The sequence below is a fragment of the Lelliottia amnigena genome, assembly GCF_019047465.1.
In the GTDB taxonomy this organism is placed as follows: domain Bacteria; phylum Pseudomonadota; class Gammaproteobacteria; order Enterobacterales; family Enterobacteriaceae; genus Enterobacter; species Enterobacter amnigenus.
On sequence record NZ_CP077236.1, the window covers coordinates 977,721 to 1,003,896 of the forward strand.

At 50.3% G+C, this 26,176-nt stretch carries 25 protein-coding genes; 10 read left to right on the top strand and 15 right to left on the bottom strand.

Annotated elements, in window-relative coordinates:
• Positions 1 to 179 precede the first annotated feature (179 nt).
• Both I6L74_RS04575 and I6L74_RS04580 read left to right on the top strand, forming a co-directional pair.
• A complete protein-coding gene (locus I6L74_RS04575; RefSeq protein WP_059177541.1) occupies positions 180 to 3,137 on the top strand; it encodes an autotransporter family protein in 2,958 nt (985 codons plus the stop codon).
• Positions 3,138 to 3,251: 114 nt separating this feature from the next.
• On the top strand, positions 3,252 to 3,872 hold the full coding sequence (locus I6L74_RS04580) for a DUF2238 domain-containing protein (protein WP_059177540.1): 621 nt from the start codon (positions 3,252 to 3,254) through the stop codon (positions 3,870 to 3,872).
• A gap of 79 nt (positions 3,873 to 3,951) precedes the next feature.
• Here the strand turns inward: I6L74_RS04580 and I6L74_RS04585 are convergent, their stop codons facing one another.
• The 7 genes from I6L74_RS04585 to gss all read right to left on the bottom strand — a co-directional run bounded on the left by I6L74_RS04585 (position 3,952) and on the right by gss (position 10,895).
• Complete coding sequence (locus tag I6L74_RS04585) at positions 3,952 to 4,860, bottom strand: HNH endonuclease (RefSeq protein WP_059177539.1); 909 nt, start codon at positions 4,858 to 4,860, stop codon at positions 3,952 to 3,954.
• A complete protein-coding gene (locus I6L74_RS04590) occupies positions 4,842 to 5,468 on the bottom strand; it encodes an NrsF family protein (protein ID WP_059177538.1) in 627 nt (208 codons plus the stop codon). The genes I6L74_RS04585 and I6L74_RS04590 overlap by 19 nt, the downstream gene beginning before the upstream one ends.
• Positions 5,455 to 6,015, bottom strand: coding sequence for an RNA polymerase sigma factor (locus I6L74_RS04595; protein WP_059177537.1), 561 nt, complete (start codon positions 6,013 to 6,015; stop codon positions 5,455 to 5,457). The genes I6L74_RS04590 and I6L74_RS04595 overlap by 14 nt, the downstream gene beginning before the upstream one ends.
• A gap of 20 nt (positions 6,016 to 6,035) precedes the next feature.
• Positions 6,036 to 7,268: a protein-disulfide reductase DsbD family protein gene (locus tag I6L74_RS04600; protein ID WP_059177536.1), complete on the bottom strand. Its 1,233-nt coding sequence runs from the start codon at positions 7,266 to 7,268 to the stop codon at positions 6,036 to 6,038.
• A 29-nt stretch (positions 7,269 to 7,297) separates the two neighbouring features.
• Positions 7,298 to 7,849, bottom strand: a complete 552-nt coding sequence (locus tag I6L74_RS04605; protein WP_059177535.1) for a peroxiredoxin — start codon at positions 7,847 to 7,849, stop codon at positions 7,298 to 7,300.
• 134 nt (positions 7,850 to 7,983) lie between these two features.
• A complete protein-coding gene (locus I6L74_RS04610) occupies positions 7,984 to 8,529 on the bottom strand; it encodes a YfaZ family outer membrane protein (RefSeq protein WP_059177534.1) in 546 nt (181 codons plus the stop codon).
• Positions 8,530 to 9,032: 503 nt separating this feature from the next.
• Entirely contained in the window at positions 9,033 to 10,895 is a 1,863-nt protein-coding gene (gss, locus tag I6L74_RS04615; RefSeq protein WP_059177533.1) for a bifunctional glutathionylspermidine amidase/synthase, read from the bottom strand.
• A gap of 256 nt (positions 10,896 to 11,151) precedes the next feature.
• Here gss and yghU point away from each other — a divergent pair, with 256 nt between their 5' ends.
• The gene (gene yghU / locus I6L74_RS04620) at positions 11,152 to 12,021 is read left to right on the top strand and encodes a glutathione-dependent disulfide-bond oxidoreductase (protein ID WP_059177532.1); all 870 of its coding nucleotides are present in this window, start codon (positions 11,152 to 11,154) and stop codon (positions 12,019 to 12,021) included.
• 27 nt (positions 12,022 to 12,048) lie between these two features.
• Here the strand turns inward: yghU and I6L74_RS04625 are convergent, their stop codons facing one another.
• On the bottom strand, positions 12,049 to 12,732 hold the full coding sequence (locus I6L74_RS04625) for a molybdate ABC transporter substrate-binding protein (protein WP_059177531.1): 684 nt from the start codon (positions 12,730 to 12,732) through the stop codon (positions 12,049 to 12,051).
• Positions 12,732 to 13,784 (bottom strand): ABC transporter substrate-binding protein, encoded by a 1,053-nt coding sequence (locus I6L74_RS04630; RefSeq protein WP_059178026.1) that lies wholly within the window; start codon positions 13,782 to 13,784, stop codon positions 12,732 to 12,734. Before I6L74_RS04630 ends, I6L74_RS04625 begins: the two co-directional genes overlap by 1 nt.
• A 167-nt stretch (positions 13,785 to 13,951) precedes the next feature.
• Between I6L74_RS04630 and mscS the strand changes: the two genes are divergently transcribed.
• The 3 genes from mscS to I6L74_RS04645 are packed head-to-tail and all read left to right on the top strand — an operon-like array spanning position 13,952 to position 16,235.
• Positions 13,952 to 14,827 (top strand): small-conductance mechanosensitive channel MscS, encoded by an 876-nt coding sequence (mscS, locus tag I6L74_RS04635; RefSeq protein WP_059177530.1) that lies wholly within the window; start codon positions 13,952 to 13,954, stop codon positions 14,825 to 14,827.
• Positions 14,824 to 15,906, top strand: a complete 1,083-nt coding sequence (gene ydiK / locus I6L74_RS04640; protein ID WP_059177529.1) for an AI-2E family transporter YdiK — start codon at positions 14,824 to 14,826, stop codon at positions 15,904 to 15,906. Before mscS ends, ydiK begins: the two co-directional genes overlap by 4 nt.
• Positions 15,903 to 16,235: a hypothetical protein gene (locus tag I6L74_RS04645; protein ID WP_059177528.1), complete on the top strand. Its 333-nt coding sequence runs from the start codon at positions 15,903 to 15,905 to the stop codon at positions 16,233 to 16,235. Before ydiK ends, I6L74_RS04645 begins: the two co-directional genes overlap by 4 nt.
• A 51-nt stretch (positions 16,236 to 16,286) precedes the next feature.
• Here the strand turns inward: I6L74_RS04645 and I6L74_RS04650 are convergent, their stop codons facing one another.
• The 3 genes from I6L74_RS04650 to I6L74_RS04660 form a co-directional block, all read right to left on the bottom strand.
• Entirely contained in the window at positions 16,287 to 16,901 is a 615-nt protein-coding gene (locus I6L74_RS04650) for a helix-turn-helix domain-containing protein (RefSeq protein ID WP_059177527.1), read from the bottom strand.
• Between the two features lie 8 nt (positions 16,902 to 16,909).
• Positions 16,910 to 17,347, bottom strand: coding sequence for a LuxR C-terminal-related transcriptional regulator (locus tag I6L74_RS04655; RefSeq protein WP_164841594.1), 438 nt, complete (start codon positions 17,345 to 17,347; stop codon positions 16,910 to 16,912).
• Positions 17,348 to 17,811: 464 nt separating this feature from the next.
• Positions 17,812 to 18,072: a hypothetical protein gene (locus I6L74_RS04660; RefSeq protein ID WP_059177525.1), complete on the bottom strand. Its 261-nt coding sequence runs from the start codon at positions 18,070 to 18,072 to the stop codon at positions 17,812 to 17,814.
• Between the two features lie 450 nt (positions 18,073 to 18,522).
• Here I6L74_RS04660 and I6L74_RS04665 point away from each other — a divergent pair, with 450 nt between their 5' ends.
• The 3 genes from I6L74_RS04665 to fucR all read left to right on the top strand — a co-directional run bounded on the left by I6L74_RS04665 (position 18,523) and on the right by fucR (position 21,141).
• Entirely contained in the window at positions 18,523 to 19,131 is a 609-nt protein-coding gene (locus tag I6L74_RS04665) for a helix-turn-helix domain-containing protein (RefSeq protein WP_059177524.1), read from the top strand.
• Positions 19,132 to 19,444: 313 nt separating this feature from the next.
• Positions 19,445 to 20,428, top strand: coding sequence for a sensor domain-containing diguanylate cyclase (locus tag I6L74_RS04670; RefSeq protein ID WP_059177523.1), 984 nt, complete (start codon positions 19,445 to 19,447; stop codon positions 20,426 to 20,428).
• Complete coding sequence (gene fucR, locus I6L74_RS04675; protein WP_059177522.1) at positions 20,425 to 21,141, top strand: L-fucose operon activator; 717 nt, start codon at positions 20,425 to 20,427, stop codon at positions 21,139 to 21,141. The genes I6L74_RS04670 and fucR overlap by 4 nt, the downstream gene beginning before the upstream one ends.
• Here fucR and I6L74_RS04680 read toward each other — a convergent pair.
• The 3 genes from I6L74_RS04680 to yghX all read right to left on the bottom strand — a co-directional run bounded on the left by I6L74_RS04680 (position 21,123) and on the right by yghX (position 25,051).
• The gene (locus I6L74_RS04680) at positions 21,123 to 21,410 is read right to left on the bottom strand and encodes a DUF2623 family protein (RefSeq protein WP_059177521.1); all 288 of its coding nucleotides are present in this window, start codon (positions 21,408 to 21,410) and stop codon (positions 21,123 to 21,125) included. The two genes, fucR and I6L74_RS04680, sit on opposite strands and share 19 nt — an antisense overlap.
• 103 nt (positions 21,411 to 21,513) lie before the next feature.
• The gene (locus I6L74_RS04685) at positions 21,514 to 23,151 is read right to left on the bottom strand and encodes a methyl-accepting chemotaxis protein (RefSeq protein WP_059177520.1); all 1,638 of its coding nucleotides are present in this window, start codon (positions 23,149 to 23,151) and stop codon (positions 21,514 to 21,516) included.
• 1,012 nt (positions 23,152 to 24,163) lie between these two features.
• The gene (gene yghX, locus I6L74_RS04690; RefSeq protein WP_096759545.1) at positions 24,164 to 25,051 is read right to left on the bottom strand and encodes a YghX family hydrolase; all 888 of its coding nucleotides are present in this window, start codon (positions 25,049 to 25,051) and stop codon (positions 24,164 to 24,166) included.
• Positions 25,052 to 25,133: 82 nt separating this feature from the next.
• On the opposite strand from yghX, the gene I6L74_RS04695 reads away from it, so the two are divergent.
• Positions 25,134 to 26,174: an aldo/keto reductase gene (locus tag I6L74_RS04695; protein WP_059178025.1), complete on the top strand. Its 1,041-nt coding sequence runs from the start codon at positions 25,134 to 25,136 to the stop codon at positions 26,172 to 26,174.
• Positions 26,175 to 26,176 lie beyond the last annotated feature (2 nt).

Here is a 26,176-nt window from a genome sequence, read left to right on the forward strand (position 1 = left end):
CACCCTAAGTTAAATCAAAACATTATAAAAGATGTGGGATTGTTTCACTTAGAAATAATTAAGCAAAACTTATTGTTTTTTGCAACAAACTGTATATTCTCCGCCAGAATGATATCGGATTAATCCGAAGACGATCTCATCTGCATTTTACAACTATCGCAACTTTGTGACGGCTCACCATGAAAAAAAAATATCTCAGCCAGCTGATTTCTCTGCTGGTGGCTTCAACGGCGGCGCAGGGGCTGCTGACAACTCACGCTTTAGCAGTATCTGGTTTAACTATCGACTCATCGGTTAGCAGCATTAATGTTGTCGGCCCAAATGACTCACTGCATATTACTAGCACAGGCTCAATTACCGGTGCGCCCACCACCGCGTTAACCGTTGAACAGAATGCCACATTAGCAACATTGATCAATGATGGCGCCATCAATGATGACGGTAGCAACAGTAATAATTATGGCAATAATATCGTTCAGGTTAATGGCGCAATAACGTCATTTGAAAATACAGGGACTATCTCCAGTATTAATCAGTACCACTATGGCAGCATCGTCGCGGTAGGCGCATCGGGTGAAATTGATAATTTCACCAACAGCGGAATAATTAAAAACGCGTCAGATAATTTTAACCCGGGTTTAAATAATACCGGAGCTGTCACGAATGCGGGTTACATTAAAACGCTGACTAACACTGCTGATGGGAAAATTACCGGATATTCCGGCATCAACAACCAGGGCAGAATTGACACATTATTAAATGCAGGCGTGATTGCCACCGATACGGGCAATCATGGAATAATGTTAGGAAACAACGCTGCTATTTATAACAACACGAACAGTAGCATTGGTACATTGCATAATACCGGCATTCTTCAGTCAAACTCACTCTATAGTTATGATGGCGGCGGAATCTTTAACTTTGGTACGATTGATACCCTCATCAATGATAATGAAATCATAGGGAGTTCTTTCGGTATTGAAAACTATGGTGCAATTGGTACCATTGAAAACAACGGTAAGATCACCGCAAACAATTTTGGCATCTACGCAAGTACCTCTAATGCAACCTCTATTGGCACGATAGCCAATAATGGTGAAATCAGCGGTGCGAGCTACGGGATTTTGATTTCCACCTACAGCCAAAGCCTGGAAACAAATATTATCAACAAGGGACTGCTGAGCGGCACAAACTTTGCCCTTTATCTCCAGAGCGACAGCAACTCCTCTTCCGCTGCCAATATTACCCTAACCAACAGCGGTGTGGTTGCGGGTGATATTTATACCAATAATTCTGAAGCGTTAAAAATTAATGGTGGAACCACCACCATGGGCGAGTTAACCGGCTTGAACGGAATTGGGACCATTACCAGTACCCGTTCTAACGTAGAATTCGGTACGGGCTCACTGCTGCTTAACGACAATGTCGTGGCCAGTACCGTTGTTAACAATGCTGCGTCATTGCAGGTGAACAACAGCATCACGGTTGCGGGAGATTACCATCAGAAAGCCGCTGCCACGCTGATCTCTGGTATCTCTGATTTGGCGATTTCACGCACCGATCTTATCGCCGAAACCGGCTATGGTCGCCTGAATGTGACCGGTAATGCCACGATTGATCAAGGGTCCAGCGTTAATCTGGTGCGTACGGGTAATACCTATAAATTCGCCGAAGGTCAGCGCTTTGTGGTGGTGAATGCCGCGGGTGCCGCGACCGATTACAATGCGGATAAACTGAACTACAAAGCCATCGGCTACCGTGGTGCTGTACAAGGTTCTGTTTATGATGATGGCGAGAATAAAGCGCTGGTCTTAACCGTCGGCGCTGAGCAGCCAGTCACTCCGCCTGTCGTAACGCCGCCAGTTGTCACGCCTCCCGTCGTAAAACCACCGGTGGTGACACCGCCTGTTGTCACGCCGCCTGTAGTAACACCACCTGTTGTGACGCCGCCAGTTGTCACACCACCTGTTGTGACGCCTCCGACGCAGCCAGATCGCGGTTTGGCGACGATTCCAAGCGCCACCGCATCACTCGGCGGTCTGGGGAACTATACCGGGATTGCGTCACCGCAATTACTGGAGCTTTATAACGCCTCGCTGGCAATTGACAGCAAAGGTGAAGCGAACCGCGTAGGCGAGAGTTTGTCTCCGGGTCAGAACATCAACACCAGTTCAGCCGCTGCGGTGGCAACGTCGACCGCTCAGGCCGTAGTGGGTGCGCACATTGATGCCGTCCGTAATCCGAGCAATTCCGGTACCAGCGGCGTGGCGACGGGTGATGACTACGCCAGCAACTGGATTGTCTGGGGTCAACCGTTCGGTGGCTATGCACGTCAGGACAGCACCGCTGAAGTCAGTGGTTACAGCGCGAAGTTTGGCGGCCTGATCATGGGTGCGGATCGTTCGCTGGGTGACGACTGGCGTCTGGGTGCGGCGGTGAACTACAGCAATACGTCTGTTCACGGTAAAGGAAACCTGAGTGGCAATACCTCGACGGCCGATAACTACGGCGTCATTGGTTATGCCGGTTTCACAGGCGATCCATGGTATCTCAACTTGTCTGCGGGTGTGAACCGTCAGAACTACACCTCCGTTCGTCGCGCTGATTTCACCGGTTTCTCCGGCGCTGCGCAGGGTAAATTCAACGGTCAGTCCGTCACGCTGCAGACTGAATTCGGCTATCCGCTGACGCTGCCAGCTGGCGTGGTTCTGACACCGCTTGCCAGCCTGACTTACGGCTATCAGCACGTTGATGGCTATAAAGAGACTGGCGGCAACGGTATGGCGCTGGATGTTGGCAGCAGTCACGCACAATCCGTCGTAAGCGACATTGGCGCGCGTATTGAGAAAACCTTCGCAACGGGTCTTGGCAATCTGACGCCATTCGCCCAGGTGACGTGGTTGCATCAGTATGATGACCGCCAGGTCAGCAGCCGCGCGTCCTACGCCGCTGATACTGTCGGTGAAACCAGCTTCACGACCAAAGGCGCATCGCCAGTGGAAGACATGGCTGGCGTCGCGATCGGCAGCACGTTGTATGAGGCGAATGAGTTGAACCTCGACGCGCGCTACGATCTGCAAGCGGGCGAGCGCTATCAGGCACATACTTTCAGCCTGCGTCTGCGCAAAATGTTCTAATTGAGATGATGAATAAACGGGGCCTGAAAGGGCCCCGTTTTTTTATGTGCTGCAAAAGATTGAGTTTTTCAGTTAGCGCGTCGATAGTTATCCTTTTCTCATACGTAAACTGATATGAACGCTTCAGCTCTTAACCCTGCTTTGAAAATCGGCGCGCTGCTTTTGGTCGTCATTCTGGTGTATACGGGAATGTTCACCGGCGACAGAGCCACCTGGCTGATGGAAGTCACGCCGGTCATCATCATTGTGCCGCTTCTGCTCGCAACGCATCGACGCTATCCGCTCACGCCCCTGCTCTATACGCTCATTTTCTTTCACGCGATCATATTGATGATTGGCGGCATGTACACCTATGCCAAAGTACCGATAGGTTTTGAGGTTCAGGAGATGTTCAATCTGAGCCGTAATCCCTACGACAAACTGGGACATTTTTTCCAGGGTCTGGTGCCTGCCCTGGCGGCCCGCGAGATTCTGCTGCGAGGCGGTTATGTCAATGGCCGCAAAATGACGGGTTTTCTGGTGTGTTGTATTGCCCTGGCGATCAGTGCGACCTACGAGTTGATTGAATGGTGGGCGGCACTTGCCATGGGGCAAGGCGCTGATGACTTCCTGGGGACGCAGGGTGACCCGTGGGATACGCAATCAGATATGTTTTGCGCCCTGCTCGGCGCGCTGACCACCGTGCTGATTCTTAGCAGATATCACCAGCGGCAGCTGGAGAGACTGCCTGACTAACATCGTGACGCACAGGCCGCATCATTGCGGCCTGGAGTTTTTTGTCAGCAACGTGAAGTCATTCCAGACGCAGGTCGTCTTAAACAACGCCAGAAATAAGATGCACTGGCTGAAGCGGCTTGCGCAGCGGCTGATTATGTAACCGGGCATATCGGGGTTCTTGTTGTGCCGCTGGCGATAAGATAACGGTGTTATTCTCAATGCTCAGGTGGCCGTAATCAAATAGCTTATGTAAATCGGCCGTCAAAACAATACCGTTCTCAATCGTGTAACAGACTTTGGTTGCATGGCTGATAATGTGACACGCTTCCAGCGCCAATGAGCACCCAGTAATAGCGCACTTATTTTCCCAATTTAACAGGATCTTTTTACGGAATACTTCCTGCCCGCGGCGGACTTTAACCATCTGCACACCATCTTCACGAAACGTGGCGGGCTCAGCATACTGTTCCGTAACGTCCAGCAACTCACTCAGAATCGCCACAACGGGGGATTCAAGCGGAGCCTGGAAAGTCGCCCCTTGACGGCAGAAATGCTGTTTAAAAATACTCAGGCGTTTGTCACCATACATATCGGGTAGCTGCGCATTCAGGATCGTCTCATCGAGCCTAATAAAGCCTTCACCGGGGGTAATATTGTTTAATTCAAATCTGAGAGGATAAATGCTGGCCGGTTCTTTATAATGCCCTACGATCTCGTAGAGACCGCAAAGCTTATAATCCTCCTGTCCCTCAGGATGCTGAATCACAAAAACACAGTCGCCTTTTTTAACACGATTCCATGTCGATTCGCGCCCTACGCCATAGCCCTTTTCAAATTCAAAATCATGTCTATTTGCCGGGCCGTGATAAGCGTAAAAATAATTCATACTCAAATCCTTATTATTTATAATAAAGATATTATCGGCACCATTATCTATATATTTAGGTTCAGAGTTTAAGACAACGTTATCCGCAAGCGTTAAGGTAGTTAACGAATCATCACCCATTTCCAGCCCAGAAGGATGGTGATAGCCACGATAGTGATGATCGCCGCGATATGTAATGCAAAATCCAGTGGATGTACCTCTATCGGATGGCAAAACGACAGCAGCGTCAGCGCCATAAAAGCGACCCCAGCGCCCGCTGTCGCCAGGCTGCGCAGCGGATGCAATGAACGGGTGCGCCGCAAATAGCCAATCACCAGCGCGAGCATCGGGGTGCTGACCGCCAGCATAAAGGTGTAACAACTCACCTCTTCAGGATGGTTCACGGGAGATGTCTGACTCAAACTCACCATGACCGATCCCAGCCAGAGCACCAGCAATGGCGCAAACCAGTGCCAGCTTAACGGCCGTCGCCCGGGAATACTGATTAAAAAGGCGTTACCGATCGCCATGATCCCGAGGATGAAAGTCAGCGACAGTTGCAGCGTGGCTAACAGCGCGCCGGACTGGCTCCAGTCGGTCGCTACGCGCTGCATCAGCAGGCTGGTTAACCACCCGAACGGCAGCGCCATCAGCGTCCACGCCAGCACGCGCCAGCCCGTGTGCCAGGGGCGCTTAACCGGCCGCGCTTGCTGGCTTAGTTTTTCGATAAACACGTCATGATCGGCCATGATTCGCTCCCATTCGGCGAAGATTCGTTAATGCTCTGTGTAATAAAGATTTCACGGCTGAAAGGCTCAGATTGTGGCGCTGAGCTGCCTCGGCGAGCGTCATTTCCTCAAGGTGGATATGCTGCACAATCTGGCGCTGACGAGAAGGCAGCCGGTCTAATATAAGCGACAGCTCCTCCTGCATCTCCTGATGTTCTGAATCATCCAGTGCCGCATAATCTGATAACGATGCATCAGCTGTAGTTTCACGCCGCTGAGAACGCCCCCGATGGCGAAGCGCGTCGATCGCGCGGGCCTGCGAAATGGCCATCAGCCACGGCAAAAAAGGACAGGCTGGATCGTAGGTATGGCGCACCCGATGGACCGTCAAAAGGACATCCTGAATGACATCTTCGATCAACACCGGATCGGACACCTGTTTGCGCACGATCGCCCGGATAGCCGGAACGATAGCGCGCAAAAGCTGCGTATAAGCGTCACGATCCCCCACCTGCGCTTTTACCATCAGCGCGGGCCATGCTTCGCGTGGCGCAAAAACGTTATCCATATTTCGCCATGCTATTTACCTCATGCTTTTTTGCCAGCAGCCTGATCCAGCGCGGTGACCACAATCGACGGCGTGAGCACCTGCGGCAACACTTTTGGCGCGCTTCCGTCCGCCGGATACACCACATATAACGGTAATCCACCCTGCCCGAACCTGTTCATCGCGTCATCGATATCGGCGTTAAACGAGGTTGAATCGGCCACCATATAGACGGTTCCCGTCCTCGCCATGGCCTGCTTGACGGCCTGCGTAGATAAAGAGGTACGGTCATTGACCTGGCAAGTGATGCACCACGACGCGGTGAAATTCACAAAAATCGCTTTGCCGTGGCCGCGCATCGCGTCCACATTCTGCGGCGACCATTTAACCGGAGTGACATTTTCATTATTTTGCCTGGCCGTTAGCGCTTCCCCCGTTTTCATGACGCTCGGCAATGGCGCAACGGCTACGGCAAAAAATGCCACGGTGAATGCCAAAAGTATCTTATAAGACTGTCCCTGATAACGCCTGCGCTGGGCAATGCCGTACAGCCAGGCGGCAAAACTGACGATCACCGCGCAGGCCAACAGCGCCGCAAGCGCTGCCGTTCCGGCCTGCTGCGCCAACACCCACACCAGCCAGGCAAAGGCACCCAACATCGGAAACGCCAGCCCTTTCTTGAGAAAATCCATCCACGCGCCAGGACGGGGTAATCGACGGGCAATTGCCGGGAATAGCGAAACCACCGTAAAGGGAGCCGCAAAACCGAGCGCGAGCGACAGGAAAATTGCCAGTGAAACCACAGGCGGTTGGACCAACGCATAGCCGATGGCTCCCGCCATAAACGGCGCGGAGCACGGCGTCGCAACGATGATGGCCAGCGCGCCGGTCAGCGCCGAGCGAATAAACGCACCGCGTCCGAGAGAGATCTCGCCTGCCCGCTGTAACGAAAGCCCCACCTCAAACACGCCGAGAAGATTCAGCGCTGCGCCAAGAATAATGAGCGCCAGAATGGAAATCACCAGCGGAGACTGGAGCTGAAAACCCCATCCAACGGCGGTTCCTCCGGCGCGCAGCGCCAGCAAAACGGCCGCCAGCACCATCATGGTAAAAATCACTCCCGCTAAAAAACCCAGCCCTTCCGTCCGCGCGCTGGCGCTATTGCCCTGATGGCGCATGATTCCCAGCGCTTTTAAGGAGATAACGGGAAATACGCAGGGCATAAAATTGAGGATAATGCCGCCCAAAAAGGCGGCCAGAATAGCGGTTAACATGGCGAACCTCGATGCGAAATCAGAGTGAATTACGAATGTGACTTCGCGTATTGCTTAACCGCATCCATCGTTTTCTGGATATGCGCGTCAGGGTTACGGTCAGTGTAGCTCAGCAGAATTTTGCCATCCGGAGCGATGACGAAAGACGTGCGATCGGAAACGGTTTTGCCGTTCATTTGCATCAAAGTTTCATATTCTGCGGCCACTTTTGCCCCCGGATCGGCGGCCACCGCAAACTTATCGCGGCACTCCAGTTTGGAGAATTCATCGACCTGATCGACATTGCCAGCCGTCACGCCCACTACGGTTGCGCCCAGTTTTTTAAAGTCATCCGTTGCTTCAGCAAAAGCATGCGCTTCGAGAGTGCAGCCTTTAGTAAAGGCGGCCGGGAAAAAGTAGAGCACGACAGGCCCTTTTTGCAGCGCTTGCTGCAAGGAGAAGGTCAAGGGTTTACCGCCCAACGCACCCTGTAAACTGAAATCAGGTGCTTTCGCGCCAGCTTCAAGTGCGGCCTGCGCATTGACGGCAATTAACGAAAAAGTGAGAGCAACAGCAGCAGAGATGATTTTCAAACGTTTCATGGTCGAACTCCTCAGGGGGGAATGTGCTATCTGAATAATAGTTCGCCCGGTGTTCCTGAAAAGTTTCGCCCAGCCATAAAAAAACATCCGCAAGGGATACTTGCGGATGTTCAAGAGAGTAACGCGATGATTCGTTAGAAGCTGACGCCACCACCGAAGTAAGCGCCGTCAATCAGAGTGTGGTTCGGACGGCCATCTTTGCCGTCGACGCTCACGTGGCGATAACCCACTTTCAGCGTCAGCGGCTTAACCGGTGTCCAGCTCACGCCGCCGTTCGCTTCAACATAGTTTTTTACGCTGTTGTTCAATCCATCAGGCGCAACATAACCTTCGCCAAATACGCTCACGCTGTCAGTCAGTGCGACGTTAACACCACCACCGAACGGGAAAGCTACGCCGTTATCCCCTTTTTTTGGTCCCAGATAAACGGCTTTCGCACCTGCATTCAACATGACCGGGCCGACTTCAAAATTATATCCGGCACCGACGCCACCCACCTGAGTACCATCCTGGGTATTTTTAAGCCAGTGACCTTCTGTATAAATGCCTGAAGAGTCTTTGCCTAATTCCGCATTCAGGTTAGTGAAGTTTTTCCCCTGCTCCAGGCCGACGCCCATTGCTAATGCAGAACCAGAAGAAACTGCCAGAATACCCATCAGTACAAAATTAATCTTTTTCATATTACGACCTCGTTAAGCAAATTGATTTGGTCGTAAATTAACAATCAAAATGCCAACATGCAAACGTGACTAAATATTGACTCATTATATTTTCATGATGTTTTTTTGTATTAATTTCGTTGCATTTTCTTATTTTAAATTCATCGTCAATGAATTATCCCCGGCTGTTTAGGATTCATTTAGGTTTATCACTAAACAAAACATGAACACCACAGATTAAACCATTCAAAATGCATTAATTCGGAATTGAATAATTAAGTGAAAAGCCTCAATAATCATACTTTATTACGCTGATTTACACTTCATTAAAAAACAACATGTCCGTAGACCGTGATATTCCCGCTGAGTTCCGAATCTTTGCGATAAATCATGGGGCGAAATTTGCTTTTTTTAATTAATTAAGTCAGAGAGTGAATATATTTTGAAGAAGATAAACCGCACGTTGCACGTTGGCATCCGCAAGTCGAGCCTGCGGATACCTGTACGTTGCTGTTGTAAAGAGGCTATTTATCTTTCACCACAATTAACGGTTCGATATCACTCTCTTTTTTAATCACCAGCGAATCATCCCCGCGCAAACAGGTCCCGCCGTAATTTCCGCCTACGGTAAAGGTGCAGACCTGAATATACTTGCCATCCACTTTAGGTAGACACCACAGCTGCTGGTAGATATTTTTGCGATCGACAAACTTACCGCTGGATTTATCTAATAGCTCTTCCTGAGCACTGATGAGATCGATATTACTGCCGCATCGCCCGGCGATGGGCTTCACCGCATAGCCGGTTTTGCTCAGCCGTTCGTTGACCTCAAAATCAGTATCCAGCAGATAGCGATGGTTCGGGAACAGTTGCCACAGCACCGGCAAAATCGCTTTGTTGCCTGGAATAACCGTCCATAACGGTTCAAAGACCAGCACTTCCGGGCGCAGCAGCACATCGATTAAGCGCACTTCATTCTGTGGATGACCGGTACGAATCGGCACGGCGGCGTATTCGGTTTCGCTGACTTCACGGACCTGCTCGATCGCGGTTTCCCACGCCCAGGTTTTCCACACGCAGTTGACGTGGCGGCCTTCATCATCCACCAGCTGTCCGGCGACATCCCAGCTTAACGTCTTCAGCCCGTGAAGAATTTTGGTCTCAAAGCCTGCCTGCATCAGCGAGCGCTGAATAAACAACGCGTGATAATCCTCTTCGATGTCATTGTCCTGCATGATGTGAACGAACGGACGCGCATTGCTGTGTTTCCATGCGCCGGTCAGTTCCTCAAGCAAGCCTTCCGCCGGATTATGCCCCGTACCGCGATAACCGTTTTTCACCCACTCTTCGAGGATAAGGCCGCCTTCGGTATGGCAAGACGCTGAATCCGCATTGTATTCGTAAACCTTCAGCCCGCGCTCATCCATGCAAAAATCCATACGGCCCGTAATCATATGATGACGACGCCACTGCCAGGATAGACGCAAGCGCGGCCAGAGGATTTTCGGGATGTCGAAAAGTGCCAGAAGATTATCGTCTTTCAACACTTTGTCGGTGGCGTGCAAATACATCAGATGCAGCTCGTTGGTCGCCTTGATCAGCTCCTGCTCGGCGCTTTCGGTCATGGTGAAATACTGGCAGGGATCTTTATTGATGACGTGACCGTTCGCCCGGACATACGCCTGCTGTAGCGCGTCATTTTCATTGAGCCATTTACCGTCGAACTGGCGTTTGTTTTGCAGTCGTGCGCCGGTAAGGTTAAGCAAATCACTCTCGATTTCCGGCTGCGGCAAGCTGTGTTCTGTGTCGTCGGTCTGGATCATCCAGCCAAGAATGTGAGTGTCGGTATACGTGTCGTGCAGGGTGTAGTGGCCATTCTCGACTGATAAGCGCAGCTCGCGCGTCCACTGCTGGCCAATCGGCAGCGGCGAATGCAGCACGTTCTGTTCTGCAATACGCACCTTATCGCCCATCAACTGGGTGATGATAGCAACGTGTCCGGTTTCACTGAATTCGCCGTCATTGCGCCAGATGAGCAGCGCGCCCGCTTCTGGTGCGCGCTTTGAACCGTTCGCGAAAGCCTGTAACGGCAGGAGGTTGTCGTTAACCACCTGACGCAGAAAGCGCAGCGAGAAAATCTCCCACGCCATGCCAACATCGGTAAAGACATAGCCGTAATTGAGAAACAGAAAGCGGCGCGCAAACTCAACGCACTGCCATTTATGCCCCATATATTCGTTGCCAATATAGCTACGAAACTCCGCGTCTTCCGGGTACTGGCGCGGGTCAAGGCTGCTGTAATTCGAGGAGTAAATCGCCACGCCTCCCGGCGCATAACCTAACAACGTCCCAAACGGAGCGTCACTGCTTAACTTTCCTTTACGCATGTATCCAACCTAAACGGGCAGGCGGCAATTTTTGAAGGGTTGTCGTCGTCTGCACAATGTGATTAACCAGACAGAGGTGGATTAATCATACACCTCTGAGCGGAATGATTTAAATCGCGTGTTGACCAAATTGCCTGACGACCTGTGTATCAACCGCAGACAAGAAAAGCGGAAAATCTATTGCGCTCGCAACGTTAAAGCGTTCACAAATCTCCTGCTACACTGCCACAACACATCACGCAAAAGGCAGATCAACATGTCAGACAACAACTACCAACCACCGAAAGTGTGGGAATGGGATCAGAACGGTAACGGCGGCGCGTTCGCGAATATCAATCGCCCCATTTCCGGTGCCACGCACGAGAAAGATTTGCCCGTCGGGCAGCATCCTTTGCAGCTGTATTCACTGGGTACGCCAAACGGTCAGAAAGTCACGATCATGCTTGAAGAGCTGTTGGCGCTGGGTGTCAGCGAGGCGGAATACGACGCATGGTTGATTCGCATCGGGGAAGGGGACCAGTTCTCGAGCGGCTTTGTGGACGTAAACCCGAACTCGAAGATTCCGGCACTTCGTGACCACTCCACAACCCCACCGACGCGCGTATTTGAATCGGGCCATATTCTGCTGTATCTGGCAGAGAAATTTGGTCAACTTTTGCCAAAAGATCCGGCGGGACGTACCGAAACGCTGAACTGGCTATTCTGGCTGCAAGGTTCCGCACCGTTCCTCGGCGGGGGTTTTGGTCACTTCTATAATTATGCGCCGGTGAAAATTCAGTACGCCATTGACCGCTTCACGATGGAGGCAAAACGTCTGTTCGACGTGCTGGATAAACAGCTTGCGCGGAGTCGTTACGTCGCGGGTGATGAGTACACCATCGCCGATATTGCCATCTGGCCGTGGTTTGGCAGCGTGGCGCTCGGCAACGTTTATAACGCCGCCGAATTCCTCGACGCCGAGAAATACACCCACGTGCAGCGTTGGGCAAAAGAGATCGCGCAGCGTCCAGCGGTGAAACGCGGCCGTATCGTCAATCGTACCTTTGGCGAGCCATCCGAGCAGTTACATGAACGCCATGCGGCGAGCGACTTCGATACGCAAACCGAAGACAAGCGTCAGGCGTAATGATTGACCGGGCGGTTTTCCGCCCGGTTAAACGCCAAATCCCGCCTCGCGCAGTATCACTTTGGCTTCTTTTGACTGTATAAATTCTGCCAGCCGCTGTGCCTTAGGCGTCAGAACCGCCAGTGCATACTGTGCATGGGGGTTAAAGGGTTCAGGAATAGCAAGTACAGTTAGCCCCTCCGTTTGTCGCAGCGTGTTTGCGTAGCTGGCGTACTCAATAAACATTTCAGCCTGCCCAGACTCAATCACCCACTGAGCCGCCAGCGTGCCTGTTGGAATGAGAGCGGAATTGCGCCCGCCGACCAGCGTCAACGCACGTTGTCGCGCGGCATGTCCTTCCACGCCCATCCGGTTAAACAGTTCCTGCGTATAGTCACCAGAAGGATCGCACCCCGCCGTTGAAGTTGCGAGACGTAAGTCAGTGCGATTAAGCAGAGCACACCAATCGTCACCGACGCGCATCACATCGCTGCGAACGGTCAGGCACAGTTTATTGCTGGCAAAAGGCACCACAGCCTGCGCGCGTCCGGCCGCCAGCAAAGCCTGCGGGTGCGCCAGATTTGCTGAAGCAAACAGGTCGCACTCTTCCCCCGCGAGAATACGCTCTTGTAAGATTCCGGCTGGGCCAAAATGCGTTTCAACAGGTTCTGAAAAGTGTGTGATAAGTTGCGCCCACACCCCTCGCAGACTGCCCGCTGCCAGCACGCGCATCAGTCGATGCCCTGATACGCTGTGCGATAGAAACGCTGATACCAGTCGTTCACGACTTTGTGCATGTCCACGTCTTTGAATTTTTCGGGATAGAGTTTTTTCGCCATCCATAGTTCACCGATACCCATGGCTTCCGGCATCGGGTAACCCCAGGCTTTGGCATAATCTGGCATCAGATAGACACGCTGGTTTTTCACTGCATCAATGACCTTCCACTGGGCAGAGTTTTTAATCTCATCGACTACAGAGGGATAACGGTCCTGCACAAAAATCACCTGCGGGTTCCATGCAATGACTTGCTCCATCGCCACCGTTTTGAATCCTTGAATCGTCGCTGCGGCCACATTTATTGCGCCGGCATGCGCCATCATCAGGCCCGTGTATTTTCCAGAACCGTACGTCGTCAGTTCCGGATTTGCCATATAGGCGCGGATGCGTTTTTGTTCAGGGATATCTTTCAGGCGATCGCTGACCATTTTGCGACCTTTAACTGTCGCGTCGATCAATGCTTTCGCTTCCTGAGGTTTATTGACGATCTCACCGATCAGAGTGATGCCTTCACGCAGCCCCTGATCGTAAGCTTTTTCTTCATCAGCCAGAGTCGGGTTCATTTTGGCTTTCTCGCCCACAGCATCATGGCGCAGCGAAATGGCCACCACGGGAATGCCTAAACTGCTGATCTTGTCGATCATCTCCTGCGGTGCGTAGTTGGTCAAAAACACCACCTGCGGATGCAGCGCGATGAGCTTTTCAGGATCAACGTGGGTGAGATCGCCAAGCGTCGCTTTTTGGTTCAGCGCCGGCGCAAGACGCGCGTAACCTTCTCCAAGCTGCTGCTTCCAGTTCGCCAGAATCCCAACAATTTTGTCGGTAGCGTTCATTTGCACCAGCAAATTCAGGGTCTGATGCTGGAGAACCACCACACGATCCACTTCATCAGGAATTGTTACCTGACGTCCAATCTGATCCGTTATCTGCCGCGCCGCCTGCGAAAACAGCGGTAGAGAAATCAGTAAAATAAAAACAGCGCCCCGCCAAAATCGTTTTTTCATCATGCCCTCACTTTTCGTTATGCAAAATATTATATAACGAATCAACTGGAACGTCGTGCCCCTCTTCGGGAGTAGCGAATTTCGCTCTAAATTTGGATTAAATACCCGGCGGGATCGCGCATGCCACTCACTAAAATGCGGGTTTTCTTTTTAACCGGAACACCGTCATGAAGTTTGAAGCCTTTCCCGGGATCAAGCAGTTAATCCACTGGGTCATTAATAACGAATCCGTTATCGTGCAGGGGATCGCCAATCTGGTTGGCGCTATTTTCCTGTTATTCGTAGGACTTTTTATCGCCCGCGTCACCAGCAGCGGCTTTAAAAAATTACTCTTAAGCCGTCACGTCGATAAAACCATTACGCAGTTTTGCAGCGCACTGTTGCGCTACGCCATGGTGGCGTTTGCGGCAATTGCCGCACTCGGACGCATCGGCGTTGAGACATCATCCATTATCGCGGTGATTGGTGCTGCCGGGCTGGCGATCGGCCTGGCGCTGCAAGGCTCACTCGCAAACTTCGCGGCGGGCGTTTTACTGGTAACGTTACGCCCTATTCGCGCGGGGGAATACGCGAGCGTGGGGGCCGTGGCTGGCACGATTGAAGAAGTCCATATTTTCTCAACCACCCTGCGCACATCCGACAATAAAATGGTCGTGGTACCCAATGGCAAAATTATCGCCAGTGAGATCACTAACTTTTCCCGTCAGAAAGAGCGTCGTGTCGATATTACGCTGGGCGTGGCCTATAACACCTCAATTGAACATCTTAAAAACGTCATTAAAACGGTCATTCAACTCGATCCGCGCATTCTCCACGACAAGGGCCACATCATACGGCTCAATGAATTTGCCCCTTCCTCGCTGAATTTTGTGGTCCGCGTATGGACTGAAAATAAGCATTACTGGGATGTGTATTACGATCTGATGGAAAACATCAAAAATGCGCTGGATGCCAATGAGATTCAGATGCCGTATCCGCAGATGGATGTGCATTTAAACGATCAGCGTCAACGCACTCCCTCGTTGGAGATGATGCAACAATGAATGCCATTAAACATCCGCGCGATTTACCGCAAACGCTTTTTGGCGTCATTATCATCCTGACATTATTGTGTTCCGCCATCTGGATCCTGCACCCTTTTCTGCTGAGCATCGTGTGGGCTGGTCTGATCGTTATTGCAACCTGGCCGCTTTATACCACCGTACAACGCAAACTCGGTGGCCGCAGAAAGCTCGCGATGACCGCTATGATGATTTTTCTGACGGCGATATTTCTGCTGCCGATTATTTTCAGTGCCGGAATGCTTTCAACACTGCTTAAAGATTTGCTGCAATGGCTGATGCATCTCGATAAATCTCACCTGCCATCCCTGGACTTCCTGACGCATATCCCATTGGTTGGTGAGCATTTACATCGCAAATGGCTGGCGCTGATGCATGAAAATGCTGAGAGTATTTTTGGCACGCTAAAACCGTGGATCGCCCAATTTATTGTGATACTGGCGCAAGGTCTTTCACAATTTGGCGCGTTGTTTGTAAATGGGCTGATGATGCTTCTCGCCTGTCTGGCATTTTACCTTTATGGGATCACTATCACCCGTGGGCTGCGTCAGTTCGCTTTTCGCGTTGCAGGTGCTCGTGGCGACAACGCCGTGCTGCTCGCAGGAACAACCATTCAGGCCGTGGCGATGGGCGTTGTCCTGACGGCGGTGATTCAGTCCGCCTTTGCGGGACTGGGGCTGGCAGTCTGTCATATTCCGTCAAGCGCCCTGCTGACCGGCATTATATTTGTGCTCTGTCTGATGCAGCTCGGCCCCGTGATTATCATGCTCCCGGCACTTATCTGGCTATTTTACCAGGGGGAACACTGGTATGGCGCAGTGTTACTTATCTGGACCGTCATCGCCGGTTCACTGGATAACATCTTAAAACCGATATTGATTAAACGCGGCGCGGATACCTCGCTGCTGCTGATCATGACCGGTGTTATAGGCGGCATGCTGACATGGGGCATGATTGGTCTAATGATTGGTCCCGTATTACTGGCCGTCTCCTGGAAATTGCTCTCCTCGTGGGTGAGCGAAGCACATTATCAACCTGTCTCTGCAAAGGAACTGTCATGAATATGATTAAAACGACACTGATTATAAGCGCTCTGATTTTCTCCACCTCTGGCATCGCAATGGATAAAACCGCAGTGGGCGCCGTTGCGGGTGCGGCCATCGGCGCGTCGACAGGTAAAAGTGTAAAATCTACGGTGGGTGGCGCGGTGGTCGGGGCCGGAACGGGTGCGATGCTAAAAGGCGGTAAGACAGGCAAAGCGGCACGTAAAGGCGGGGCGGTAGGGGCTGTGGTTGGCGCCGGGGCGGCGGCAGCCACCGGGAAAAGTGTTCTGAAAGGTGCTGCGGTAGGGGCTGGGACAGGAAGTTTGATCGGACAAGCGACGCATTAAAAGCACAACGCCGGGTAGCCGCTTTGGCTCGCCCGGCGTCAAACGCATAATTTAACGCATCGCTATCGACGTATTAATTTTGCTATTAAGTTCAAAATCATCTCTTACGCCTAATTTCCCCATAATATTCCGTTTATGTGAACTGATTGTTTTCTCACTGCGAAATAATAGTTTAGATATTTCAGAGCCAGAACAGCCCTTGCGAAGATATTCCAGCACCGTGTATTCCGCAGGCGTAAACACAACGGGCTGAGCCAATGAAGAAGCGTGATGCTGACGAATAATGAGAGGACTCAAGTAGCGTTTATTTTCCATTGTCTGCTGTATGATATCTCTCATCTGAAAATTAATTTCATCTACGCATAAAATGGAACAGCTGTATTGCTGAAGAAGTTTTTTGATGAACCACCGTTGAATCGCCTTTACCATGACCAACGTATGTTTACTGTTTAGTACGCTCACACTCACCGGTGACAAGTCATTGGTATTCTCACACCCTGTCGCATCGATAATAATCAGATGTTCTTCTTCCTGCGCGAGCGTTGACAAGGGAGAAAGCTGGCAATCCCAACCGGGGTTGGCGCTCACAATACTTTCAAGACCTGCACGAATTCCAGAAAGATAAATATCATTGCGAGCAACATAGCGAATTTGGCAGGTAAACATAACAGTCCTTATTTATACAGCGAGGTGAGCTGATCAATATGCGTGAGCAGATTAACCCAGCTACTTTTTGTTTCGATATTCAAACGATTTCGTACCAGAAGTTTTATGGTGCTAACCGTTTTGTAGCTGCAATTACGGCGGACAGCAATTTCGCTCGCTTGCAAACCAGAGGCATAATCAATCAGCACATTGAGCTCTGAAGGTGTCAAAAGCACACCGCGGCGACACGCCGTTACAGCGCCAGGAATAAGCGAAAGCAGCTGACTTTCAAGCTCATCTTCCGTGAGACAATGACTCGCCCCAGCGCCTTTGAACATACGCGCCAGCACGTCATCATGCTGAGGCAGATAGACTAACGTTTTAAGCGACAACTTATGGGTGGCATGAAGCGTGCGCAATATTCTTAAAAGCGTATTACCCAGTCCTCCGACGCCGACCAGTAGCACCCTGGGGCGACCGGTTTGCAGACAGATCTCTTCAGTCAGTTGCTCCGTGGACGTACACGACACCACCTGATGGCCTTCATCCTGAAGGCGTGTGGTTAAACCCCTTCGCAGCAATATGCGGGGTTCATATAAAATGATAACGGGTAAAGAATTCATCGCATCCATTGCTTATATAAAATAAAAACCCTACCAAGATAATTCTTAGAGATTTTTGTTCAACAAAAAAACGTTCTAAAAAAAGATATCGCGTTAGATTCTATTATTTTATAAGAGGTTAGCCCTAAAAATTAAATGTCATACTCTGGCAATATGTAAAGTCACTTACAAGAGTGCATTAATCCTATTGCACATTTCGTTTAGTATTTATTCTCCAATCAACTACGAGTAACCCTATTAAACCTTATCAGCATGCTCTTTTTATTTAAGATAAAAAACGCTGAGAAACGTGGCAGGATTGCAAATAATTAATACTTAATATCTCGCGCTTTTTGCCGACCATCCTGTTTAGCCTTACGCTTATCTTCACGGCATTGATGGTGACTTTTCTCATCATCTTCTTTGCATTCACGTTTGTCATGACGCGCCTGAGAACGCGTGTCCTGCCTGACATCACGCGCTTCGTGACGTTGCTCCGCCTGTTCTGTCGCATGAGCGGCAAATGCGCAAAGAAATGACAGTACCACCACAGCGATAGTTTCCTTCACAACTTCAGCGAAGTGATGCATAGCCTGACCTTCTATTAATGAGTTTAGTAAATGTATGTTACTAAATTTATCGTTACAACGCCTCCGGGATGAAATCTATTTTTGGATTGTGAATATCCTAATTTAAACATTCACCTGTTAGAAAGGCAATCGTCCGTCCTAAACTTTAGTAGGAACGAAAATCTCGGAGTATTAATTAAACATTAACGCCGTCGCTCTACTGTTTACTGCATACAGATTCATCCACCGCTGAGAATGCCAAAAATCACTTTATTTTCCATTTTTGGATCTAAACTAAATATTCTAAATTTATGATTCACTCTTGATCTCAAGAATTTTCAAAAGCATTTTTATAATTTAACGTAGTTGTGAATCCAAATCTGGATTCACAACTAGAAATACTGATTTGTGTACGCTAACATTTATTTTGAAAGTCTCAACGTGTTAAACCTTTAACCTATGGTGCTTGCCATGAAACCAACAGAACATATAGCTAAACTTATAAACTCAGTGTCTGATGGCACTCGCATTCAAAATAGCAGAGAAAGGCAAATCATCTCTCTCCAGCAATATGCCGAGCCGATGTGCTTTATTTTACATAAGGGAACAGCTGCTATTTATAGAGGATACGATCATTTGCTTCTGTCCCACATCAAGGCACCGCATGTAATGGGTCTTAACCTTTTATTTCAAAAGAACAGTGAACTTTATTTCCAGGCGCGGAGTTCTGTTGCTTACGAGATAGTCCCTCGCTCAAAGTTTGAAGAGAAAATTCGGGACCAGGATCTTTGGGAGAGTCTTGCTTATTATTTCATGTTCAGTTCCAAACGTTTTTTACAAAACAATTTCACATCCTGCGGCGTGTCCACATACGATCTGGTTCGTAATAACCTCATCGCGTTAATGAATGAAAGTGAAGAGCTTCGCTTAGCCACTAACACGTGTGATTATATTCAGGAAAAAACGCTGCTTTCTCGCAGCGGGATTATGAAGATGCTTAGCGAGCTCAAACATGGTGAGCACATTGAACTCCAGCGCGGAGTTCTGTTAACCATTCATAATCTGCCAGCAAAATATTGATTCAAGAGTAATATTATTTGAGGAGATCATTTAAATTTAGATTAGGGAAATGAGTCCGTGCTCAGCGAAAACGTGTTGACGTGACAATGCCGAAACCATTGTCAAAACCAGAGCACTATCACGGCTCAAAAGGGATTGTTCGTTCAGGGAAAGACAGTGTTTGCATCAACTCTTCGTCATCCAAAATCGGCTAACAATGTGAAAGTGTAATAAACGCATTCCTGACGCCACTCCCTATTCTTTTTTCAACATCATATTTACAAGCACACGCTAAACTGGCAAGAATCATTCTTATTTTTCTAAGAAATATCTCATGTCAGAACAGGCGCTGAAACAACAGATTCAAAATCTGAAAAAGCATAATGCCCGGCTTGCCAGGCTGGCGCGTGACGCCCGCAGTAAGCTGAGCGCCGCGCTGGATGGAACTGGGCTATGCCTGTGGCAACTCGACGTCCCGAGTGGAAAGCTGATTATCTATAATCGTCGTTGGGGGTCGATGCTCGGTTACCAGCCGAAAGAGCTGAATGCGCAGTTTGAGGTCTGGCGCGAACATCTTCATCCTGAAGACAAGAAAATGGTGCTGGATGCGTTTTATGACCACCTGCACGGTAAAACGCCCTTTTATGAAGCATTGCATCGCATGCAGCATAAAAATGGCACCGTCAGTTGGGTATTGGATCGCGGGCGCGTCAGTGAATGGGATGAGCATGGAAATCCTCTCAAGGTCACGGGCACTCACATTGATATGACCAAAGAGAAGCAGTACGAGGAGCAGCTCGCGCTGCTGGCAAACCATGATCCGCTCACAGGGCTGGCGAACCGTCATGCGCTCGTCAAACATTTTGCTCAGCTCAAAGATCAGGGGCCGCTTTGCGTTGCTTTCATTGATCTTGATGATTTCAAATCCGTTAACGATACCTTTGGTCACCGTAGCGGCGATGAGTTGTTGATTCAACTGAGTAAACGATTATGCGCAACCTGTCCAGAAGGCTCCATTGTGGGTCGACTTGGCGGTGATGAATTTGTGCTGCTGCTCCCTTTTTCGCTGTCTAGCCTGTGGGTCAATAGTACTGCGCATAAGTGCCTGCACGCGGCCCTCACGCCATTCGAACTGGACAATGGTCAGGCGCGGGTTGGCGCGTCAATTGGTATTGACGAAGTGCACCCGCAAGATGATTTTATTAACGCACTGCGTCGCGCTGACCAATCGATGTATCAAATTAAACACACCGGCAAAAACGGCGTGGCGATCGGTTCCACGCTCATTTCGATTTCACGCACCGGGACGGACGCGTGAAAAGCAGCCGACAACAGAAAATCATTCAGTTGCTGAGCGGCTGCGACGGACTCACCACCGACACACTGGCCGGGCAACTGGCCGTCAGTAAAGAAACGATCCGTCGTGACCTGAAAGAGCTTCAGCAGCAGGGAAAAATCGTGCGCCACCATGGGCGTGCGCGAGCCATCCAGGCGGATAACCGTGATGGAGGGGAACCTTTTGGTGCGCGGCTAAAAAGCCATTACGCTGATAAGGCCGATATTGCCCGACACGCGTTAGGGTATCTCAGCGAAGGGATGACCATCGCGCTTGATGCCAGTTCGACCTGTTTTCACCTCGCACGTCAGCTTCCCGATATCGAACTGACGGTGTTTACCAACAGCCTGCCGATATGTCATGAAATGGCGAAACGCGAAAAAATCACGCTGATCTGTTCTGGCGGAATACTCGAGCGTAAATACCGCTGCTACGTCAATCCTGCGCTGGTGACGTTGCTGAAAAGCATTGAGGTCGATCTGTTTATCTTCTCCTGCGAAGGCGTAGACGAAGCGGGAAACATGTGGGACCCAACGGAACAGAGTGCTGGATTTAAGGCGCAGCTTCTTAAACGAGCCAGCCAGTCGCTGCTACTCATTGATAAGAGTAAATTTCAGCGCTCAAGCGAAGTCAAAATTGGTGACCTTTCTCAGGTCACGCAAATCGTCAGTGACGCTCACCCTTCAAGCCGATAACCCGCCATAAAGTAGCGCAGTGTTGTGCTGGACGGGTTCTCTTTAAAAAAGTCCATCACCATATCGCGATCCAGCCCGTAACGACGCGTCAAAATACCTGCCTCCCAGGCGCCAAGCTGACGGTCGCCTGTTTGCTCAAACATGCGCTGCGAATAACCCAGCACAAATCCACGTTTATAGTCAGAACAGAAGTGTGCCGCGTTTTGCGCCGTGTCGGCCTGTTCGGCCCGCATTCCAGCCAGCAGCCCCTTACCAAAGTGATTGTTCATCGCTCTACCCTTAATCGATATATAATAAATTATATAGCGAAATTTTGAGCGATGCCTAATGCTATTTTAAGGCCGCATCAGCGGCCTTTTGTTTAGAAAGAAATTAGAAAGAAACCCACTCGTCCGTTTTACCGGCGGATTTTGCCCTAACGATAGCTTTAGGCGACGAGACGCTCACGACGCTGGCGGATTCCTGAGAAGAGAGACGGAATTTCTGAACCGAACGCTGGAGCTCTTCGGTCTGGGCTTCCAGTGCGGATGCCGCACTTGAGACCTGTTCGACAAGCGAGGCGTTTTGCTGCGTCACACCATCCATTTGCGTAATCGCGATCCCCACCTGCGAAATACCTTTACTCTGTTCTTCTGAAGCAGAGGCGATTTGCTTCATGATGGTCGTGACTTCCGTCACCGCCCGCAGGATTGCTTCCATTGTGGTTCCTGTATCATCCACAATTTTCGCCCCTCGCTCGACGCGTGAAACCGAATCAGCAATCAGCCCTTCAATTTCCTTCGCCGCATCTGCGCTTCGGCTTGCGAGGTTTCGCACTTCACCTGCGACCACGGCGAATCCACGCCCCTGCTCCCCGGCACGCGCAGCTTCGACTGCCGCATTCAGTGCTAGAATATTCGTCTGGAAAGCAATGCCATTAATGACAGAGGTGATCTCCGCGATTTTCTTCGAACTGGCCGAAATCCCGGACATAGTGGTGACCACTTCCTGAACCAACGAACCACCGCGACTGGCTGTGCTCGATGCCACATCAGCCAGCTCACTTGCCTGTCGTGCGTTATCCGCGTTGAGCTTCACGGTCGCCGTGAGTTGCTCCATACTCGCAGCCGTCTCTTCCAGTGCTGCGGCCTGCTCCTCGGTACGTGAAGAAAGGTTGTTATTTCCGCTGGAGATTTCCGTTGCGCCTCGCCAGATATTATCGCTACCGGTACGAATTGAGCTGACCGCGTCGCGTAAACTGTCCTGCATAGCCGTCAGCAGCGGGACGAGCTGACCCACACAGTTGCGCCCAAATGGCTCTACCGACTGGCTGAGATCGCCCTGCGCAATCTGACGGAAGTGTTCGCGGATGCGGCTCAGCGGCTTGACCAACATGGCGACCAAATAGCGATCGGTGAAGATCAGAATCAACAAACCCAGCACCATGGCACTGATAATCACGGTACGAATCATGCTGGTCAGATTGTCTACGACAACACGCGTTTCTTCGAGCGTATTGTCAGCCTCCTGGTTGAATTTCTCTGCTGCTACGCCAAACGCGCGACTGAGCGGCGGAGTCACCTCATTTGCCTGTTTACGGTAACCCGCATCATCGCCTTGCTGCGCCTTTTGCATCTGCGGCACAACGCCTTGCTCTAACAATGCCTGCCAGGAGCTAATCACTTCCCCATAGACCGCTTCATTCATCGCGCCGTGCGAGACTGATTTCATCTCCTCAAGACGTTTGCTCATGTTGTCCAGCGCCGTTTGCGCAGACGTTAAATCGGGAGTGCCCCCAGTTGCTTTAGCTTCCATCGCACGACTCAGGCGTGTGACGAAGCGAAAATATTGATCGTTGCCCTGTCCAAGGATTGTCATTTTTTTAACAATTTGACGATCGATGTCATTACCTTCTGAGACCCTGGAAAGTGACCAGGAGCTATAAAATCCGACCCCGGCCCACATTAAACAAAAAACACCCAGAATCGCCAACACGACGAAACGGATGGTAAAATTACGAAGCATCTGCATAAGAATTATCCTTGCCGTTAGGGAAAACTCGCCCAAAGGCGAGTCTTACTTTTGTTATCGGCAGAAAATGGCGAACATATACATGTTCACATGTAATTAAAAAAAAATTTCACATGCTGGCTGTGGTAATGCGAATTTATCCAGAAGGGGCGAACATCTCATTCAAAATACGTTTTTTAACATATTCAAGGATAAGAAAAGGTAAAACACGCTTTCAGTAAATTAACCGGATCATTCAAAAGGGTTAATCACATCATAGTTTGAACCAATCAATGCACACATTTTCCGTTCATTACCCGCACAATTTGCATGCTAATTAATCACCAGTATTTACTAGACAAATATTTTTTACACAATTAATCAAGTTTTAATATTTTAATGATTAATTATCTACCCAATCTATTTTAAATTTTAATTACACCAAAGCATCCTAGGAAAAATCTTAATTAGATAATTTTAATTTAAAATAGAACCAATTTCACTTAAGGCATCGACAGTGTCCAATGCGAAAATGACGTAAACGCACATTGCTTGCAAAACGTGTAGTAATGTCTTCATCAGCTTTCCTGCGAGCCCTTCTATCACACCGTGTTCTCATAGCCACACGGCATAAAATTGTGGTCTGTCGTAATATCATCACTGGAGCCACACTCAGGCTAACGGCGTCACTGATGCCGTAATGGCGGATGCCACGGTTGATATGATTGAAACCCGTACATATGGCTCAACCACCCATACGACGGTAAACGGTATTCATTCTTCTCTCAATGATCGAAGCACTCGCGGGGCTGACACGGGCACGAAAATATAGACTTGAGGTAAAGCGCGCTGGATAAGAGGGAATTTTGGCCCGGAGCGATAAAGCCGATATTACGATCGCGCTTAGCCGCTCTTTTGTTGATGCGACTCAGCATGAAATAGCGCAAAAAACGCGCACTTAATAACGGTATTGCGAAGGGCAATAGTGGAGCTATCAATAAAAACGACGCCCCCCTATTACCCCGACCGGAGCTTAACGCAAATATTTCTCAAACCAGCCCAAGGTCCGTTTCCACGCGAGCTCTGCAGCGGGCTCATCGTAACGCGGCGTGGAATCATTATGAAAACCGTGATTTACGCCAGGATAAATATAAGCCTCGTAGACAGTATTATTCTCTTTTAGCGCCGCTTCATAAGCGGGCCAACCCTCGTTAATATTTTTATCTAACTCGGCATAATGAAGCAGCAAAGGGGCTTTGATTTTGGACACATCGCTGGCCGCAGGCTGGCGACCATAAAACGGCACCGCACACGCCAGTTCGGGATACGCCACCGCTGCGGCATTCGACACGCCACCGCCATAGCAAAACCCGGTGATCCCCACTTTTCCGGTCGCATCTGGATGCGTTTGCATAAACTCCACGGCGGCAAAGAAATCGTTCATCAGTTTGGTCGGATCGACCTTTTGCTGCAGCACTTTGCCTTCTTCATCGTTGCCCGGATAGCCGCCGACCGAGCTTAATCCATCCGGCGCCAGCGCAATGTATCCCGCTTTGGCCACGCGTCGGGCGACGTCTTCGATATAGGGATTCAGCCCCCGGTTTTCATGCACGACGACAACTGCGGGCACTTTTCCCGTCGCTTTGGCCGGTTTCACAAGATAGCCACGCACCTCCCCGTGCCCGTTCGGGGAGGGATACTGAATATATTCCGGGAGAATATCGGGATCGGTAAATTTAACTTGTTCCGCAAGGGCGTAATTCGGCTTGAGCATATTAAACAACGCCAGCGCCGTGACCCCCCCCACAGCGTAGCGTGCAGCCAGATTCAGAAACTCGCGTTTGTTAATTTTTCCGTGCGCGTAGTAGTCGTAATAATCGAGCAACTCTTGCGGAAAATCTTTGGCGGTCAGACGCGTCATCGCATATCTCCAGGAATTGTGATTTTATAAGGATAGAATGAAAACGCTGTTTCGAAAATTCATCGCTATGAAAGGAGAGATCATGACCTGGACCCCCTACCCAAGCCGCTACGAAAATATGCAGTATCGATACTGCGGTAAAAGTGGCTTACGTCTGCCCGCGCTATCACTTGGCCTGTGGCACAGCTTCGGCCACGTGCAACCTCTCGATAGCCAGCGCGCCCTGCTGCGCAAAGCCTTTGATTTAGGCATTACCCATTTTGATCTGGCCAACAACTACGGCCCGCCTCCGGGCAGCGCCGAAGAGAATTTTGGTCGCCTGCTGCGCCAGGATTTCGCGGCTTATCGCGATGAGTTAATCATCTCTACCAAAGCCGGTTACGACATGTGGCCGGGCCCGTATGGTTCCGGCGGCTCGCGTAAATATCTGCTGGCGAGCCTCGACCAGAGCCTTGTGCGCATGGGGCTGGAGTATGTCGACATCTTCTATTCGCATCGGGTTGACGAAAATACGCCGATGGAAGAGACCGCCTCTGCGCTGGCGCAGGCCGTGCAGAGCGGGAAAGCGCTTTACGTCGGTATCTCATCCTATTCACCCGAGCGCACGCAGGAGATGGCTGATTTATTGCGTGAATGGAAAATCCCGCTGCTGATCCATCAGCCTTCGTACAACGTGCTCAATCGCTGGGTGGATAAGAGCGGCCTGCTGGATACGCTGCAAGCCAACGGAACCGGGTGTATCGCGTTTACGCCGCTGGCGCAGGGTTTGTTAACTGGAAAATACCTGAACGGCATTCCTGATGGCTCACGCATGCAGCGAGAAGGCAAAAAAGTGCGGGGTTTAACGGAGAATATGCTGACCGAAGCCAACCTCAGCAGCCTGCGTTTGCTCAATGAAATGGCGCAGACGCGCGGTCAGACGATGGCGCAAATGGCGCTAAGCTGGCTGCTTAAAGACGAGCGCGTGACGTCCGTATTGATTGGCGCCAGCCGCCCGGAACAACTCGAGGAAAACGTGCAGGCCCTGAACAATCTGCGCTTTAGCGAAGACGAGCTGAAAAGAATTGATCAGCATGTTGAAGATGGGCAGTTGAATTTATGGCAGGCGTCGTCGGATAAATAGTG